Origin of the sequence: Sphingobacterium sp. lm-10 (assembly GCF_023554555.1) — a bacterium.
GTDB lineage: Bacteria > Bacteroidota > Bacteroidia > Sphingobacteriales > Sphingobacteriaceae > Sphingobacterium.
Genome location: NZ_JAMJWC010000001.1, coordinates 2382683 through 2399649, shown reverse-complemented (window position 1 = coordinate 2399649; position 16967 = coordinate 2382683). Strand labels below are relative to the sequence as shown.

The following is a 16967-nucleotide window of genomic DNA, read 5'->3' as shown; positions in this document are numbered from 1 at the left end:
GCATTTAATCTGTTTTTTAGTGAATGATATGAGTGTTAAATTTAGTGTTTTTATTTATGCAAAGAAAATTTATATATTGTCTTAGACTTATACTCCTGCCCTTTGTCAAGTACTACGGATGGAAAATCTGGTAGGTTCGGTGAATTTGGAAAATGCTGTGTTTCAAAACAGAGGCCTGTATACGGATTATATGTACGGCCCGCTTTTCCTTTATCATTGCCAAGCAAATGATTTCCGGTGTAAAAATGAACAGATGGCTCGCTGCTAAATACGTCGAGCTGAATACCGGAGGAAGCCGAGCGAGCAGTAGCAACATGTTGCGAATCGCTTGGCGAAACCACATAACTATGGTCAAAGCCCTTCGCCACTGCGAGCTGTGGATGATTCAAATCTAAGTTTTCGGAAATCTGTGTTTCTACTCGAAAATCAAAAGGAGTATTGGCTACCGATTCACCCGTGTTTAGCGGAATTTGATCTTCATTAGTCGGAATAAACTGGCTGGATGGAATGTGCACATAATGGTCTAGGATCTCTCCCTGGCCTTCGCCGTGCAGATTGAAATAAGCATGATTTGTCAAATTAAGAACCGTTTTCTGGTCGGTAACCGCCCGATACGCAATTTTCAATTCATTATCATCCGTTAACTCGTACGACACATGTACATTTAAGTTGCCTGGAAAGCCGCCTTCGCCGTCATTTGCCGTATAATAGAAGTCCACCTTATGCTCCAAACTGGTTTGCCTATCCCACACTTGATCGTGGAAACCATCGCTGCCTCCATGCAGGCAGTTGTTGCCGTTGTTTTTCTCCAGCTGATACTCCTGTCCGTCCAACTCAAAGCGCGCATTGGCGATACGGTTGGCATATCGACCAACTGTGGTTCCTAAAAATTTGGCTTCGGCGTTCAGATAATCCGCTATATTATCAAAGCCCAACGCGACATCGGTAGGTTCGCCTTGTTGATTGGGTACGATAATGCTCACGATGCGCGCGCCATAATCGGTCAAAGCCACCTGCATGCCAGCCTGATTTTGCAATACAATAAGATGCGTATTCTTGTTGCGGTATTTAGCCTTGAACTGTGCAGGATCAGGAAGTCGGTATGTGGTCATGTAAGTTAGTTCTGTTTATTCGGTGACTAAAGATAACGAATATTTTCAATCCCGACAAATGGCGAATAAGGCCTCAAAAGTGAGGAGTTGAGCGTTCCCCTTCTCCCGATTAAACCGTATATTTGGCCTTCAAAACACCATATTACATGCAGTGGAAACAACTATTATCGGCAAAGCGATGGGGATACGAAGCCCGGGAACTGAATGATCAGATCGACGCGCGCTCTGAGTTTCAGCGCGATTATGACCGCTTGATTTTTTCCTCGCCATTTCGCAGATTGCAGAATAAAACACAGGTGTTTCCATTGCCCGGATCCGTGTTTGTACACAATCGGCTTACCCACAGCTTAGAGGTGGCCAGCGTCGGAAGGTCGCTTGGCCGATTGTTTTATATGATGACCAAAAAGAAGAATCCAAACGTCGATATAGATATCCCTTTTCTGCAGGAGGTTGGCAACATTGTTTCTGCGGCATGCCTGTCGCATGACTTGGGTAATCCTGCGTTCGGACATTCTGGAGAGGCTGCCATTTCATCTTACTTTATACATGGAGATGGCAATCGATATGAAAGTTTGGTGACGAAAGAACAATGGCAAGATTTGATTCATTTCGAAGGAAATGCTAACGCACTGCGCATCTTAACACATCCTTTTAATGGGAAAGATGATAAAGGTTTTGCATTAACATATACTAGTTTGGCGGCTATTGTAAAATATCCTTGCCGAGCTATCGACGGACATGTAAAAGGGAATCATCACAGAAAAAAATATGGTTTTTTTGAAGGGGAAAAACCGGTGTTTGATAAGATCGCGATAGAACTCGGCTTGCAGGTGGATCCGGCAAATCCGGAAGGATACCTCAGGCACCCATTGGTTTACCTGGTGGAAGCAGCGGATGATATTTGTTATAACATCATTGATTTAGAAGATGCACATCACCTACGTATTCTGTCCTATCAGGAAGTAGAAGATTTGCTGATGCCATTGTGTATGGATGATAATTTGCGCGACCGTCTGGATGGCTTGAAAGATACCGGAAGTAAGGTCTCTTTGTTACGTGCGAAAGCCATCAATACCCTTATTCATGGTTGTGCAACAGTATTTACGGGCAAGCAGGATGAATTATTGGCAGGTACTTTCCAATCTTCCCTGATTGATGCGTTGGATCCGGCTTTGGTGGATCATATGAAACGTATTGAAAAGTTATCGATTGAAAGGATTTATAATGCGCCCAATGTGGTGCAGATCGAGATCGCAGGTTTCAAGGTGCTCAATGCACTGTTAAGTGAATTTCTTCCTGCCTACCTCAAAACAAACAAGACCATTTTTGACAAAAAGATAGTGGCGATGATTCCTGAACAGTTTCATACCTCGTCTGACGATGTGTATAGTAAAATTCGTTCGGTACTAGACTTTGTGTCTGGAATGACCGATGTATACGCGGTAGATTTGTACCGCAAGATACAGGGAATAACTATTCCTTCACTGGACTAAACACGATCCTAACGTTTCGATAAAATAAAGCATGAAAGTAGTAATTGCGGAGAAGCCATCTGTCGCTCGAGATTTGGCACGGGTGATGGGGGCTAAAAATATCAGAGATGGCTATATTGAAGGCAATGGTTATGCCTTTACGTATGCCTTTGGGCATTTGGTGCAACTGTGTACACCGCAGGCGTATGGATATCATAGTTGGTCGGCCACTAATCTTCCGATCATTCCAGCCTCATTTGCACTAGAAGTGAAGAAAGTACGTAAAGATGGCCGTCAGGTGGATGATGGTGGCGCTGCCAAACAGCTGAACACCATCAAATCGTTACTAGATCAAGCCGAGGAAATCATTGTGGCAACGGATGCTGGGCGTGAAGGCGAGCTGATTTTTCGAAACATTTATTATTACCTAAAGTCTGAAGTGCCATTCCGGCGTTTATGGATTTCTTCTCAAACGGATAAAGCCATTAAAGCGGGATTTGCCGCTTTGAAAGCCGGTACGGAATACGACAGCTTGTACATGTCGGCGAGATCCCGTTCGGAATCGGACTGGCTAATCGGTATCAATGCCACGCAGGCAATTACCTTAGCTGCTGGAAACAAAGGTTTATTATCATTAGGTCGTGTGCAGACGCCAACCTTGGCCATGATCTGCGGACGCTATCTCGAAAATCTCGACTTTAAGCCTCAGGCATTTTTTAAAATTCAGGCGGGCTTTGAAAAAGATGGTATCTCATTTACCGCAACATCCAACAAATTCGACAAAAAAAAAGATGCTGATGCTCAATTCACACAAATAAAAGTGGGAGATAGTGCAGAGGTAATTCAGGTCGAGGCTAAAGAAACGAAGGAACAGCCGCCCTTGCTGTACGATTTGACCACACTACAGCAGGATGCTAATAAGAAATATGGCTACTCTGCCGATCAAACGCTGAGCATTGCGCAAACGCTCTATGAGAAAAAAGTGATTACCTATCCCCGTACCGGATCTCGCTACATAGGGGAAGATGTTTTTGAAACCATCGATAGCTTATTCCAACACCTAGCAGCAAACGCGCCAGAAAGTATCGCTGCCATTAGTCGTAATCTGGTCGGAGCAAAGCTCAATAAGCGCTCGGTAGACGATAAGAAAGTGACTGATCACCATGCGCTGCTCGTGACCGACGAAAAGCCAGGGCCAATGCCGAAAGATCAGCAGCATGTTTATGAGATGATCGCGAAGCGAATGGTCGAAAGTTTCTCTGAAATTTGTATTAAAGACATTACTACCGTCGTGCTGAAAGCTGCAGATACGGAGCTTATTGCGAAAGGAACGGTAATTCGCCAATACGGGTGGCGCCTTTCGGCGGAGCAAGTGGAGCCGCCAGCAGAGGAGGAAAAAGGCAATGACGATCAGGATAATGAGAATGCACAACTACCTAAGTTAACTTCTGGGGAGTGGCATGTGATGCGTTCTCTTGCTTTATCCGAGCGCTTTACCAAAGCGAAGCCGGTGCATACGGAAGCGTCCTTATTAAAGGCTATGGAAACTTCTGGCAAGGAAATCGAGGATGAGGAGATGCGCCAAGCCATGAAAGATTGTGGGTTGGGAACCCCTGCCACGCGTGCGGCTACCATAGAAACCCTGTTTCAGCGAGATTATATCCGTCGTGAAAAGAAAAAGTTGGTACCTACAGACAAAGGTTTAACGATCTATCATTTGGTGAAAGATCGTTCCATTGCTAAAGTAACATTGACGGGTAAGTGGGAGCAAAAGCTAGAAGAGATGCGTGCCAACAAGGTATCTTACGATGTCTTTATGAAACATATTAAGGATTACACGGCAAAGATTACCGGGGAGCTCTTACAGCTGAAAATTGCCATCGCGCAAGAAGAAGCCAAGCCACAGCAAAAAGGCAAGATCAAATGCCCGAAATGCCAGCCAGGAAGCATACAACTGTATGAGAAGGTTGCGCAGTGTGATCGCTACGCACAAGGCTGCGATTTTAAGATCTGGCGTACGCTAAATGGTGTATTTCTGGAAGAAAAAGAAATGAAAAACCTGCTGGAAAACGGAAAAACCTCGGTGCTAAAGGGCGTGAAGAATAAGCAAGGCCAGTTGGTGGAGGCTGCCTTGACTTTCGAAAACCTCCGTGTTAGCCCCATAGAATAACCGCCTTAACGGTTAAAAGTATAACCAACCGTCCATTCTATGAAATCTGCCTTGCCCATATGTGCTTTGATAGAAGCGCCGACATTGATATTTTGATATACATAATATCGGGCGCCCGCGCGGAGAAAGAATTTGTTGATCTCGCCATTGAATACCTGGTTATGTATGTAATATCCCACATTCCCATTTAGTACCAAGCGCTGGTTGAGTACATGTGCCAGATAAAAGGATGGACCTCCAGAAAGTTTGGATCCCAAATCTCCCGATTTATCACCCGCAATCTCATTATGATTTCCGGAGGAAGAATAGAAAAGATCTAAGCCGCCGCCAATGCGCCATTTGTGGCTTACATGCCGGCTGGCGTAGGCACTTAAAGTGGACTTGAAATAACGATGGTCATTATCCTGACTTAGTTGTTTTGCACCCACACCATAGTTAATATGAAAAAGTGTTCGTCTGCTATAGGGCGGAATATCTGCCTTGCGCGAAGTGACAGGCATAGGGTTAGGTTGATAGTTTACCGAGATCGTCAATGGTACGAGATTCACCCCAGAGTTGGGCAATACCAATGCTCCATTGGAAAAGTGATGAAAAGCTAAGCCCACACCAGCGCGCCATTTTGGATGAAAAGCATATTGCGCACGGATACCAAAATCGATAAATACATTATTTTTAGAGCCGATCACCAAGTTGAGTGGATTTTCTTCTTCATCAAAGGGGTAGAAATTACCCGATAAGCCAAGGCCAATCCGATAATCATAGGACCAGCGGCTGTGCTCTCGTGGTGCAATAGGCGTTTGTACAAATCCATACAAGGCATACGGATTACCGATAATGTCATTGTTGAATGTGCTGGAATAAAATCCAATTCCATAGATTGGATTGTTGTACAAATCAAAATAAGGATCTTTTTTATTCCTTTGCTGCCAGCCAACCTTAAAGTTGATGCCTTCATAATAAGCATCTTGATACGCTACTCTTGCATTCTTCTGCTGTAAAATCCCTCCATTCTCCACTTCCACCTCAAAGATGATAGGAGATTTTCGCCTTAGGGTAGAATCGACCTGTCCAAAAAGACAGTTTATGGTAGTAATCGTTAAGAAAAAAAATAGCGTATATAAACGTAGCACAAATAAATTTTATTGAATGAGGCGCAAAAATACATACATTTTTACAACTTCGTATTTCGTTATAGTCATTTTTGTCGAACCGCCATTTTTTCGTCATTAGCATCACAGCATATCGAATAATTTCCCCAAAGCCCTACCTTTGTCCGAGATATGGCAACAAGACTCTATAACCCTTTTCAAGACTTTACGTTTGATAACCAGACTTGCTTTCTCACCGGCAAGACACTGCATTCCGCAGATGAGCAGATTCAGGTGTTCCCCGTCTGGATGATGCGCGCTTTCAACTTGGAAGAGCAACCATTTAAGATGTTGGATGAAAGCTTTTCTACGTACAAGAAGTTGCAATTGCCTTGCTCTGCAGATGCTGCATTGCCATTGGAATCTATAGAATCTGCCGTAGAGCGTGCGATGGATGCCGGCTATGCTGCGGTGAAAGAGTTGCCATCAACCGTCCTATTTCAATGGGTGGCTAAGATATTGTATGGTGTGGTGTTCAATGAAATACAGGCCGGCATACGACAGGCTACCATGACTGGCGAAGAGATGAATTTCTCACAGGCTTTAGTTCATAAGTTTCGCAATTTGCATACGATGCTCCAATCGGCTATCCATCCGATGGAATTCGAAAACAGAAATCCCTTCTCGGTGTTGGTACTTCCCGTAGAAAATGCTCCAGAGACGTTCATCTACCGGGATGAGATCAATACGTTAATATTCTCGTTGCGGATGAATGACTTTGCTATCATTGCCACGCTGCAGGATAATGGGACACATGCGATCTACCATGAGGATGTGCTCGCATTGGTACAAAACAAGGTATTACATCCCATTCAATTCGAAGAAATCTGCGCACGCTTCTTTTATTCTGCATACCTGTTCAATAAGTTGCCAGATTATACCTACATGGATACCCCAAAAATGATCTATGTAGAACCGATGCCCATGCAGGATTGGACTATGAAGCCTATCTTCGACCATTGGCAAGTAAAAACATATGGTCAGGTGCTGGAGAACTTTTGGAAACCCTGGGGGTATACGCTTTTTGAGATTATCAAAAATCCAGAACAACCCATGAGTTTTATCTGCGATGATGCGGGCAACTTTCAAGAACAGGTAGATTTGCCGCTTTCCTAAAAAGGGGCATTAACTAAGCTACACTGCGCTAACTGTTTCGTGGAGTGATTTTTGTTCTTTATTTAGAGAAGGGTGAGATTTAAGGTATGAAAACAATAAAACACATTTTCTCTTTGGCGATGTTGCTGTCGATGGCATTTTGTGCAGCGGCGAACTCGACTAAAGCAAAGTCAGTGCATTCAGCAGCTTTGGATACGATTTACACAGAGGTAGATGTGATTCCTCGGTTTTCTGGTGGAGCAAGAGGATGGAGCAATTTCCTGAACAAAAACCTGAATGTACGCAGTATACAAGAAAGTATCGATGAGGATAGCTATATCAGCTTCGGTCTCGTGCAACAAGCCAATCTCGAGTTTACCGTTTGTGAAGACGGTAAGGTTTGCGATATTGAAGTGCTGAATGGAGATAAAATCAGCCCGGAATTCAAAGACGAGGTGATGCGTGTGATGAAACGCTCACCACGCTGGAAGCCCGCTTTACGCGATGGACAGCCGGTGAAAACCCGTTTCCGGCAACCGGTTGTCGTGAACCTGAAAGATCGTTAAGTCTTTGCTGCTGCCAGCGGCTTCATTTCTTCTTTTAGGAATCTACCTGTTTCGCTTTTCTTTACCTTGATCAGATCTTCAGGTACGCCGGCAAACATCATTTTTCCGCCTGCGGCACCCCCTTCAGGCCCCATGTCAATGACCCAATCTGCCGTTTTAATTACATCTAGATTATGCTCGATGATGAGCACGCTGTTTCCACGATCTACCAGACGATTGATCACGCCCATCAACACATTCACATCCTCGAAATGCAAGCCCGTAGTCGGTTCATCCAAAATGTAGAATGTACTTCCTGTGTCTTTCTTCGAAAGCTCAGTCGCTAGTTTTACGCGCTGTGCTTCACCTCCAGATAGCGTGGTAGACGATTGTCCTAAAGTGATATAGCCTAAGCCTACATCTTGCAAGGTTTTGATCTTGCGAAAGATCGAAGGAATATTTTCAAAAAACTCCACCGCCTCATCAATACTCATGTTCAATACATCGGAAATAGACTTTCCGCGGTAGCGTACTTCTAGTGTTTCTCGGTTATAGCGTTTGCCGTGACAGGTTTCGCAAGGAACCTGCACATCGGGCAAGAAGTTCATCTCGATGATTTTCAGTCCGGCACCTTGACAGGTTTCGCAACGCCCGCCTTTTACGTTAAATGAAAAACGCCCTGGTTTGTAGCCGCGTATTTTAGCTTCTGGCAACTGTACAAACAGCGTGCGAATATCAGAAAAAACACCGGTATACGTAGATGGATTCGATCGCGGTGTTCGTCCGATCGGACTTTGATCGATCTCAATGACTTTATCAATATGTTCTAATCCTTCGATGGATTTGTAAGGAAGCGGAGTGGCTTTGGCGCGAAAGAAATGATGGTTGAGGATCGGGTACAAGGTGCCCGTAATCAGGCTGGATTTTCCAGAACCAGATACCCCCGTCACGGCAATCAATTTTCCTAATGGAAATACAGCATCTACTTTCTTTAGGTTGTGGCCTGTTGCACCAGAAAGGATTAACTCCTTGCCATTGCCCGTACGACGTGTTGCAGGAATTGCCACTTCTTTTCTACCATTCAGGTAGGCTGCCGTCAGCGTATCTGCTTTTAGAATATCTTCGGGGGTACCTTCTGCCACCACTTTCCCGCCGTGCAAGCCAGCGAATGGACCCATGTCGATGACATAATCGGCATGCAAGATCATGTCTTTATCGTGCTCTACGACCAATACGGAATTTCCGATGTCGCGTAGGTTTTTCAGTGCGTGGATGAGGCGTTCGTTGTCACGTTGGTGTAAACCAATACTCGGCTCATCCAGAATATACAAGACATTCACCAACTGTGATCCAATCTGTGTGGCTAGTCGGATACGTTGCGCTTCTCCGCCGGAAAGTGTTTTTGAACTACGATTCAGCGTCAGGTAGGTAAGCCCTACATCCAGCAGAAAGCCCAAGCGGGTACGAATTTCTTTTAGAATTTCTGTTGCAATGGTGCGCTGGCGTTCATTGAGCCGATCTTCCAAGCCCTCAAACCAGGCATAAAGATTGGAAATGTCGGTCGAAGCCAATTCGTAAATATTCTTCCCATCCATCTTGAAGTGAAGGGATTCCTGCTTCAGGCGAGCGCCTTTGCAGCTAGGACAAGTAACTTTCGTTCGAAAGTCTTCTACCGGTCTACTATCTTCTTGTTGCTTTGGTGCGTGCTCCTCCAGCATGGTAAAAATACCTTGGAAATTCACTTTATATTCTCTGGCACCATAGCTACCATAAGAGATCGTAAGCGGAATCGGTTCTTCGTCGCCATAAAGCAGCATATCAATTTGTTCTTCCGTCAATTTGCTGACCGGAGCGGTCAATGAAAAGCCAAATTTTTCAGCAATAGCCTTGATGATGGCAGAAGTCCAGGATTCGCGCAGGGGCCCGATCGGTACAATCGCACCTTTCTGAATACTGATAGAGCGGTCGGGGATAACCATCTGCTTATCAATTTCAAATATATAGCCCAGCCCATCACATTTTGGACAAGCGCCATAAGGCGAGTTGAAGGAAAAGGTGTTGGGTTGCGGTTCGTCGTAGGAGATGCCGGATTCTGCATCCATGAGGTACCGGCTGTAGAAACTCTCCTTATCTTCTTTATTAACAATCTTAATGATGCCTTTTGCGGTCTTTAGGGCTTGCAATACTGATGTATATAAGCGCTTACGATCTTCTTCGTTGACATACAATCGGTCGATGACAATCTCGATATCGTGAATCTTGTATCGGTCTACCTGCATTTTGGCGACCACATCCAGGATTTCTCCATCCACGCGCACCTTGGTGTAACCCTGTTTGCGGATTTGCTCAAATAATTCCCTGTAATGGCCTTTTCGTCCCTTGATGACAGGCGCTAGAATATAAATGGGATCACCTGCGTATTCTTGCATAATACGATCGATGATCTGATCGTCAGACATGCGCTCCATCTTGCGACCATTGACATAAGAATAAGCTTCTCCAGCACGAGCGTAAAGCAAACGTAAGAAATCGTAGATTTCGGTGATGGTACCGACCGTAGACCTTGGATTTTTCGATGTCGTTTTTTGTTCGATAGAAATAACTGGACTCAATCCCGAAATCTTGTCTACATCTGGTCGTTCCATCCCGCCCAGAAACTGACGGCTATATGCCGAAAAAGTTTCCATGTAGCGTCGTTGCCCTTCGGCATAAATGGTGTCGAAAGCAAGCGAAGACTTTCCGCTACCGCTAAGGCCAGTAATCACCACCAGCTCATTACGCGGAAAGGATACATCAATGTTTTTAAGATTGTGTACCCTTGCTCCAAAAACCTCTACCTCACGTTGTTCACCCAGATCTATCGTCTTGCTTTTTGCCATTTGAATGCTTTATTATGCAGGGGGCAAAGTTACGCATTTTAACGACGACTTTTGTGCTTCGCATTACGCATACTTATTTAATCCGTTGTGCGTAAATAGATTTTTCCATGGGTGGTACGTAGACTTATATTTTCTCCTCCTCCATTGATAGTGCTTTGGATGCGATTACCACCGATGTCGAAGGTAAACGCATTGATTTCCTTGTTGATTGTGGTATTTATAAGTTGATTAGTTGCGCCGTTCGTTTTCTCTTTTATTTCTGCGGCTTTCGCTAAGGCTTTGGCTCTAACTTCAACCCTAAGGGAGTCGCCACGCACACCGGAGGATGATGCTAAGGCATCTGCAACAGATTTTTGAATCTCGTCGGTATCTACGTAGGTGGCCACCGCGGTAAAGGTGCTTTTGGATGGTTTCGGTGCCTGAATATTCATTTCCAGTTCATCGGCCGCTAGTATGTCTCCATACGTCGTGCGAAGATCAACGTTGGCGGCTATCGATTTCGGGATCGCCAAATCCACAAATCCTTGTACAGTAACCAGTGAAACAGGACCCTTAACCGGCTTTTTCATAATGGCCTCGATATTTCCATGTACTGTTTTTATCGTCATCGGTCCATTTACGTTATCTAACTTAATGTCGCCGATGATATTAGATATTTCTATCTCACCCGATAGATCTGTGAGAAACATGTTGTTATCGCTCATCCAACGACTCTGCGTGCCGTTGACGATCAATCCAACATTTTTTGGTAATTGAATATGTAGACGTTCCAATTTTTGCGCGTTGACAACACGTAATATGCTTTTGCCGTCGCTTTCGCTGAGGTTGAAGCCAATGCCGGTGTTATCTTGCAAACCAGCACTGTTTACCGATTGCAATCCGGCAGCGCGAGCATCTTCTTTATCCGACTCGATTTGCGTCTTGATAACCACTTCGTTTCCGTCGTAACCTTCCACCGTGATGACGTTGACATCTATTTCCAGTTTGCCGCTGGCTTTCTTAAACCGGAACTCTTTTAAGTCCTTTTTCGACGATTTTTCTTGATTTTGAACTACTTTTACAGTTTCAATATTGTTTTGCGCCCATACCCAATTTGCGGTCAAAGCTAGCGCGAATGCGCAGATTATTTGTGTTGTTGTTTTCATATCTTGTGGTGTTACCAATTTTTCATTAATACAGCGTATGCCTGTTCTTTCACCAGATCAATCGCTAATGGATCCTGTGCTATCGTCTCCAGTCTACGCGTGGTTTCATCGTTAAGCTGTAAACTGTCTGTTTTTACCATGGCTTGCATCAACTCCATTTGCATGGCCGGATCGTTTTGCTGTAAGAAGATGTCTTGTATCTCTTGCTCTTTCTGATCCAGCGATGCATACTCCGTAAATAGATCGTAAGCGGCCAGTCGGATATTCTCATTGGAGTCGTTATTCATGAGATGCTGGATTTTAACCATAGCTGCATCCGGAATTTGATCTAAGCTTGCTAGTTGTAATACGCCATCCATCCGGTTCATCGCAGAACTTTCGTCGTCGAGCAAAGCCAGCGATTTCTCAAAAGGATCCATCGTTTCGGCATCTTTTCGGTTAAAATCGTTCTCTTTATTTCCTTTATCGGCTACAAGTGAGGCTGTTTTTTTGTTGCCTTCTCCTGTACCAGCATTAACGCTGAGATCATGATGCAAGATCATTCTAGGCCGATCCACTTTAACAGGTTCTGACACCTTAGCGGCAGGTTCGGTCACCTGTGCCACACGAACAGCTTCTTTATCCAACGGATCGTCGATATTAAGCTGCCTCCATACCAATCCACCTACCGTCAAAAACGCTACGATAGATGCTGCTGCGGCATACCAAATACGTTTTGAGCGCATTTGTTTTACAGCTACTATTGGTTCGGTCTTCGGTAATTCTTGTTTAATCCGATCCCATACGAGCGGAGAAGGTTGTTTGTTGTCAAAAGCCCCTCTATTCTCGCTCACAAATTTCTTCAGTTTATCTTCCATAACACCCTTTCTCCTTTATCATTTGTGCTATTTTACTTTTCGCCCGGTGGTACTGACTGCGTACTGCCGTGTGCGATAGTCCTACTATTTCTCCAATTTCCTCCTGAGACATGTCCTCGAAGAGAAAAAGGTTCACGATGGTTCTTGCCGTATCAGGCAGCTGTTCTATTGCTTTTTCTATATCTTCTACACGACTTTGCTGCCAAGCATTGTCTTCCTCTATCTGAGGAATTTCTCCTCCTTTGATGCTATCAATATCTGTAAAGTACACACGGCGTTTTCGCAGATGTGATATACTTTTGTTGATCGCAATTCGCTTTGTCCAGGCCTCAAAACTATCCAATTCGACCAATCGGTTGACATTGGAGAATACATTGACAAATACCTCTTGCAACAGATCTTCTGCTTCTGCCATATTATTCACGAGTCGATAGATCGAGTTATAGATCGATGTAGCATACCGTTCATACAGCCATGTATATCCGCTGTCTTTACCAGCCAGACATAAGTCTATTAACTCTTTATCAGTCCAACCAGCTTTCACGCTATCGATTTACAAGTGTTGTCTTTCATGTTCGTTACTATCTTATAGTCGCCGCTGATCTCATAATGTTGCAAATTATTATAAAAAACTTGTTTAGATTAAAAAAGCCACCCATTGGGCGGCTTTTTTAATCTAAAATGCAGAAAGGATGATTGCTTTGTAGGGTATACGATCTACTGCACGCTTGCTTTAGTAAAGCCGGCAACATGACCGTCGGACACATGGATAATCTGTGTTGCTTGCGTACCATTTAACTCGTAGTAACCCGTTACGCCTGTTTTGGAAGGTGCGTTCACACGTAGAATTACCTTGCCATCCAATTCAAATGCGGCATAAGCACCCCCAGAGTTAGTGGATAATTCTGTGCCTTCGACAGCGGTGATTGCTTTGGAATTAATGTCTACTACATGGTATTTCCAGATTTCTCCGGTGTTGATGTTATTCGGTGTTAGCGATAATGGCACTGAATTAGCAAAAACAATCAGTTTGCCATTTTTTGCTAACAAACTGGTGAATTTACCTTGGTCTGCCGGATAAAGGTCAGCGTATTTCAACTCCCAATTGGAGTCGATGACTGATTCTGCCGCTTTAATACGCGCTATTTTCGAGCGACCACCTAATGCGCCGGGACCACCTTGGCATAGGATGTATAAATCACCGTTGGTGTCGAAAGAATACATTTCGTTGTCATTGATGAAGGCAATGGATTGCGTATTCGGGATGGTGATGGTTTTCTCATATTTCTGCGTTGCCAAATCAATTACTGCGATAGAAATATCATTAAATACATCATTGAACATGCCTCGCGCCATACCTGCACCGCTGCTATACACCACGTCGGCATATAATTTGCCTCCTTTGATGGCTAAAAAGTGTTGTCCGATTCCTTGAAAGGTGATGCGACTATCTTCTCTTCGCAATCTGGCTTCAAAATCTTCCTCGATTTTGCCTGTTCGTTGTACAGATGCTGGGTTGAATGTCTGAATTGCCCAGGGCTCGTTGCCATCCCAATAATAGCCTTTATTGTCGTTTTCGATCACAAAATTTCCAGAACCGTTGATGGTGTTGCCGGTGAGGATCGATGCGCCATAGGAGATTACGCCTTGTGAGGTAATATTCAATTTATGAATACCGCGTTCGAAACTAGCATTAAACATTTTATACACTTGGCCATTGTACGTGCGCCATCCTTCATTGGCTTGCCCTTGGCGCGCGGTAGGCTGCGTGCTGTTGACAATGGTTCCCGAAGGGAAATCGAAATAGCTACTCATAAAGCCTGGTTTTAACTGTGTAACCTCACTCATGGTCTGGATAAGGTATACGCTTTCCCCTTCGTTACTAGGATTGGGTGCATCGTCCGAACAAGCAGAAAATCCAAATAAGGAGAGTGCAAGTGCCTGAAATATAAATCTAGTTTTCATATGCATTGAATAGTTGATAGGTGAATTTCAAGTGAAAGCTACGTCCGGCACGCTGTACCCGGAAATAGTCGTAAAGTCGCGCATCAAGCATGTTTTTGACCTCCATACTGATGCGGTATTTATCTTGTTTTAGGCGGTAGCTCAGGCCACCGCTCAATAGATTTTGATTCGGAATAATGAGATCTGATGCGACGCTTGCAGTACCGGATAAGCCTAAGAAGCCTCCAGGTTCGGCTTGGCGAGGAATGGTTTCCAGATAAAACTCCCGGACAAAATTGTAATTCAAATAGAGATCTAGTCTGTTATCCGCCTTGCCTACGCCGTTAATATGTGCATTCAACCCGAGGTTGGCAAAGAAATATGGCGTGTTTTGCAGGCGTGTGCCGTTGCGCCATTGGTCGCTAGGTAAATCAAAACCCATCAGCCGAAGGCTTTGCCAAGTAGCATTTCCTCTAACATCCAGAAAGGAATTTATCGGGTGTGCTAAGTCCAATTCTACACCGTAACCTTCTACATTGTTGATGTTTTTAAACTGAGCGTAGGGTGCTAATACCGGCACCAACAGAATTAATCCGCGGGTACGTCGATAAAAAGTGTTGACCTCATAATGGAGGTTACGGAATCTATTGCGGGTACCCAGATTAAAGTTTAGGCTGCGTTCTGGATTGAGGTCGAAGTTCGGAACTGTCCAAACAGCATCGCCAAACACCTCGTCAATCTCCGGAATACGATAGGCATACTCCGTCGAGAAACGTATATTTCTATCGGTATCCCATGCATATTTTAACGATCCACCTGCGCCGAAGTAACTGTTAGAAACGGCAATTTCTTCATTCTCCGAAATCGGACGATTTGCCCAAGCTTCTGTGCCCAGGGAGTGATAACGGTACCATTTACCCATGATGGAATACGACCAACGATCGCCAGCCTTTCCAGACCAGTCTAATCCCAGAACTTGCTTGCCAAAGCGGGTGCGTGCCGAAAGCACATCGATGTCTGAGTCGGCAAAGCGAGGGCCTAATGGATCTTCGCCTGTACGTTTGCTGCCAGTTACCGTATAATTTGCGGACACAGTGTTGTTGGCATTCCACCGCCAACTCAACGTCGTACGTGAGGTGATCTGCTGTATGCGAATGTCGGACAAAGACGGACGGCCGCTCTCTCCTATACTGCCGGGTGTAGGGGTGAAGTTGCCAAACCAATCGTAGCGCCCTTGCAGGGTGTCAATAGTATTAAATTGTAAGGTGTTGGCAACCGCAAATTGTTCAACAGTTAACCGATCATCAAAGAAACTGCCCGTATAACGGAGTGTTGGAACGATCGAAGATTGCTTAGCCAAGACAGCGCCGTAGGGCGAAGTCATCAACACAGGATGTTGTTGTTGTCTTTCCACATCAAAATAGGCTAAGCTGAATCGTAAATCTTTGGCCCAAGGCTTATCCTTTACACCTACGAAAGCTTCTCCATATACGCCTCGATAGGCATTGTGAAATAGCTCCACCGATTGCTCCCTAGGATTGCCGGTGTTGGGATCAGGCACCATCACAGAGGCATGGTAATTATTGTCGGAATAATTATAAAAAGCCTCTAAACCGGTGTAAAAACCATTCTTTTTTCGGGTAGACGCATTGACGGCAAAGCGATGTGTATTAAATGACGCTATTTCATAACTCGCATCGACTTGATCGCCTACTGGCAAACCTTTGGTCACCAGATTAACGGCGCCACCCAAAGCATCTGCACCAAGAGAAATCGGCAACACGCCTTTATATACTTCCACGCGTTCCAGCGAATTCACCGGGATATTATGAATGCCATATCCGCCTGCCAGATAATTTAGGGGCACGCCATCTTTGAAATAGCGAACCGCTCGGCCTTGAAAACCATTTACGGATACATCAACGGCATTACCTAGTCCGCCGCTCTGGCGTATACGTACGCCCGGCGAACGATTAATAAGCTCGGCCAACGTAACTGGTTGCTCTGCAATGGCACGCGTATCAACGACCACCGCTCGAATCGCCTGGCGACGCGCGCGCTCGGTATCCGATTGCCCGACTACCTGTACTTCTGCGATCTGGGTATTGTCTTGAGAAAGGATGATATCTAAAACGAGCGAGACATTTACCTCTTTATGTACCGTGTCCTGATAGGTTTGGTAGCCAATGCCAGACAGACGAAGCGCTTTTGCACCGGATGTAATGTGTTGAAATCGGAAACGGCCTAAGGAATCTGTACTTATTCGCTGCTGTTCTAACGTAACAGAAATACCCGATAAAGCGATACCTTCTCCATTCCTTACCAGACCATATACATCCGAATTCTGCTGCGCATAAGAAGAGGAAATACAGCAAAATAGGATAGATAGGAAGAAGGTAAATTTTGTGCTCATGTAGCGGCAGAAATAATATTTGTCGCTAAATTAGATTAAATCTTAATAAAATCAAAGGTTTTAGCCTGTTGTAAACACTATATCCTGGTGATAATTGGTATTTGTTTAGAATTTGTCTAAATTAGCGGCGGTTTCAAAGGAGACGCTACTAATAATACTATGAAAACGAGGTCTTGGCTAGTATGCT

General features: G+C 44.6%; 12 protein-coding genes. 4 read left to right on the top strand and 8 right to left on the bottom strand.

Annotated elements, in window-relative coordinates; genetic code table 11:
- Positions 1 to 50: 50 nt before the first annotated feature.
- Positions 51 to 1112, bottom strand: a complete 1062-nt coding sequence (locus M8998_RS09725) for an aldose epimerase family protein (RefSeq protein WP_249992383.1) — start codon at positions 1110 to 1112, stop codon at positions 51 to 53.
- Positions 1113 to 1258: 146 nt separating this feature from the next.
- On the opposite strand from M8998_RS09725, the gene M8998_RS09720 reads away from it, so the two are divergent.
- Together M8998_RS09720 and M8998_RS09715 are read left to right on the top strand one after the other, a co-directional pair.
- The gene (locus M8998_RS09720) at positions 1259 to 2605 is read left to right on the top strand and encodes a deoxyguanosinetriphosphate triphosphohydrolase (RefSeq protein ID WP_249992382.1); all 1347 of its coding nucleotides are present in this window, start codon (positions 1259 to 1261) and stop codon (positions 2603 to 2605) included.
- A gap of 31 nt (positions 2606 to 2636) precedes the next feature.
- Positions 2637 to 4754, top strand: a complete 2118-nt coding sequence (locus M8998_RS09715) for a type IA DNA topoisomerase (protein WP_249992380.1) — start codon at positions 2637 to 2639, stop codon at positions 4752 to 4754.
- 5 nt (positions 4755 to 4759) lie between these two features.
- Here the strand turns inward: M8998_RS09715 and M8998_RS09710 are convergent, their stop codons facing one another.
- On the bottom strand, positions 4760 to 5884 hold the full coding sequence (locus tag M8998_RS09710; RefSeq protein WP_249992379.1) for an acyloxyacyl hydrolase: 1125 nt from the start codon (positions 5882 to 5884) through the stop codon (positions 4760 to 4762).
- 150 nt (positions 5885 to 6034) lie between these two features.
- Between M8998_RS09710 and M8998_RS09705 the strand changes: the two genes are divergently transcribed.
- Together M8998_RS09705 and M8998_RS09700 are read left to right on the top strand one after the other, a co-directional pair.
- Positions 6035 to 7018 carry a hypothetical protein gene (locus M8998_RS09705; protein WP_249992378.1) on the top strand — a complete coding sequence of 328 codons (984 nt, stop codon included), beginning with the start codon at positions 6035 to 6037 and terminating at the stop codon, positions 7016 to 7018.
- A gap of 86 nt (positions 7019 to 7104) precedes the next feature.
- Entirely contained in the window at positions 7105 to 7563 is a 459-nt protein-coding gene (locus M8998_RS09700) for an energy transducer TonB (protein WP_249992375.1), read from the top strand.
- Here M8998_RS09700 and uvrA read toward each other — a convergent pair.
- From uvrA to M8998_RS09670, 6 genes are all read right to left on the bottom strand, one after another.
- Entirely contained in the window at positions 7560 to 10421 is a 2862-nt protein-coding gene (gene uvrA / locus M8998_RS09695) for an excinuclease ABC subunit UvrA (protein WP_249992373.1), read from the bottom strand. The two genes, M8998_RS09700 and uvrA, sit on opposite strands and share 4 nt — an antisense overlap.
- A 77-nt stretch (positions 10422 to 10498) precedes the next feature.
- Positions 10499 to 11566 carry a DUF4097 family beta strand repeat-containing protein gene (locus tag M8998_RS09690; protein WP_249992372.1) on the bottom strand — a complete coding sequence of 356 codons (1068 nt, stop codon included), beginning with the start codon at positions 11564 to 11566 and terminating at the stop codon, positions 10499 to 10501.
- Between the two features lie 11 nt (positions 11567 to 11577).
- On the bottom strand, positions 11578 to 12423 hold the full coding sequence (locus M8998_RS09685) for a hypothetical protein (RefSeq protein WP_249992371.1): 846 nt from the start codon (positions 12421 to 12423) through the stop codon (positions 11578 to 11580).
- On the bottom strand, positions 12413 to 12967 hold the full coding sequence (locus M8998_RS09680; protein WP_249992370.1) for an RNA polymerase sigma factor: 555 nt from the start codon (positions 12965 to 12967) through the stop codon (positions 12413 to 12415). The genes M8998_RS09685 and M8998_RS09680 overlap by 11 nt, the downstream gene beginning before the upstream one ends.
- Before the next feature lie 173 nt (positions 12968 to 13140).
- Complete coding sequence (locus tag M8998_RS09675) at positions 13141 to 14388, bottom strand: DUF4374 domain-containing protein (RefSeq protein ID WP_249992368.1); 1248 nt, start codon at positions 14386 to 14388, stop codon at positions 13141 to 13143.
- Positions 14378 to 16780 (bottom strand): TonB-dependent receptor domain-containing protein, encoded by a 2403-nt coding sequence (locus tag M8998_RS09670; protein ID WP_249992367.1) that lies wholly within the window; start codon positions 16778 to 16780, stop codon positions 14378 to 14380. Before M8998_RS09670 ends, M8998_RS09675 begins: the two co-directional genes overlap by 11 nt.
- Between the last annotated feature and the right edge of the window lie 187 nt (positions 16781 to 16967).

What these genes read in the sequence shown, in the direction of transcription:
- M8998_RS09705 (WP_249992378.1), top strand. Translation starts at nt 6,035, where the DNA reads ATGGCAACAAGACTCTATAACCCTTTTCAAGACTTTACGTTTGATAAC.
- M8998_RS09690 (WP_249992372.1), bottom strand. Translation starts at nt 11,566, where the DNA reads ATGAAAACAACAACACAAATAATCTGCGCATTCGCGCTAGCTTTGACC.
- M8998_RS09685 (WP_249992371.1), bottom strand. Translation starts at nt 12,423, where the DNA reads ATGGAAGATAAACTGAAGAAATTTGTGAGCGAGAATAGAGGGGCTTTT.
- M8998_RS09725 (WP_249992383.1), bottom strand. Translation starts at nt 1,112, where the DNA reads ATGACCACATACCGACTTCCTGATCCTGCACAGTTCAAGGCTAAATAC.
- M8998_RS09700 (WP_249992375.1), top strand. Translation starts at nt 7,105, where the DNA reads ATGAAAACAATAAAACACATTTTCTCTTTGGCGATGTTGCTGTCGATG.
- M8998_RS09715 (WP_249992380.1), top strand. Translation starts at nt 2,637, where the DNA reads ATGAAAGTAGTAATTGCGGAGAAGCCATCTGTCGCTCGAGATTTGGCA.
- M8998_RS09670 (WP_249992367.1), bottom strand. Translation starts at nt 16,780, where the DNA reads ATGAGCACAAAATTTACCTTCTTCCTATCTATCCTATTTTGCTGTATT.
- uvrA (WP_249992373.1), bottom strand. Translation starts at nt 10,421, where the DNA reads ATGGCAAAAAGCAAGACGATAGATCTGGGTGAACAACGTGAGGTAGAG.
- M8998_RS09720 (WP_249992382.1), top strand. Translation starts at nt 1,259, where the DNA reads ATGCAGTGGAAACAACTATTATCGGCAAAGCGATGGGGATACGAAGCC.
- M8998_RS09675 (WP_249992368.1), bottom strand. Translation starts at nt 14,388, where the DNA reads ATGAAAACTAGATTTATATTTCAGGCACTTGCACTCTCCTTATTTGGA.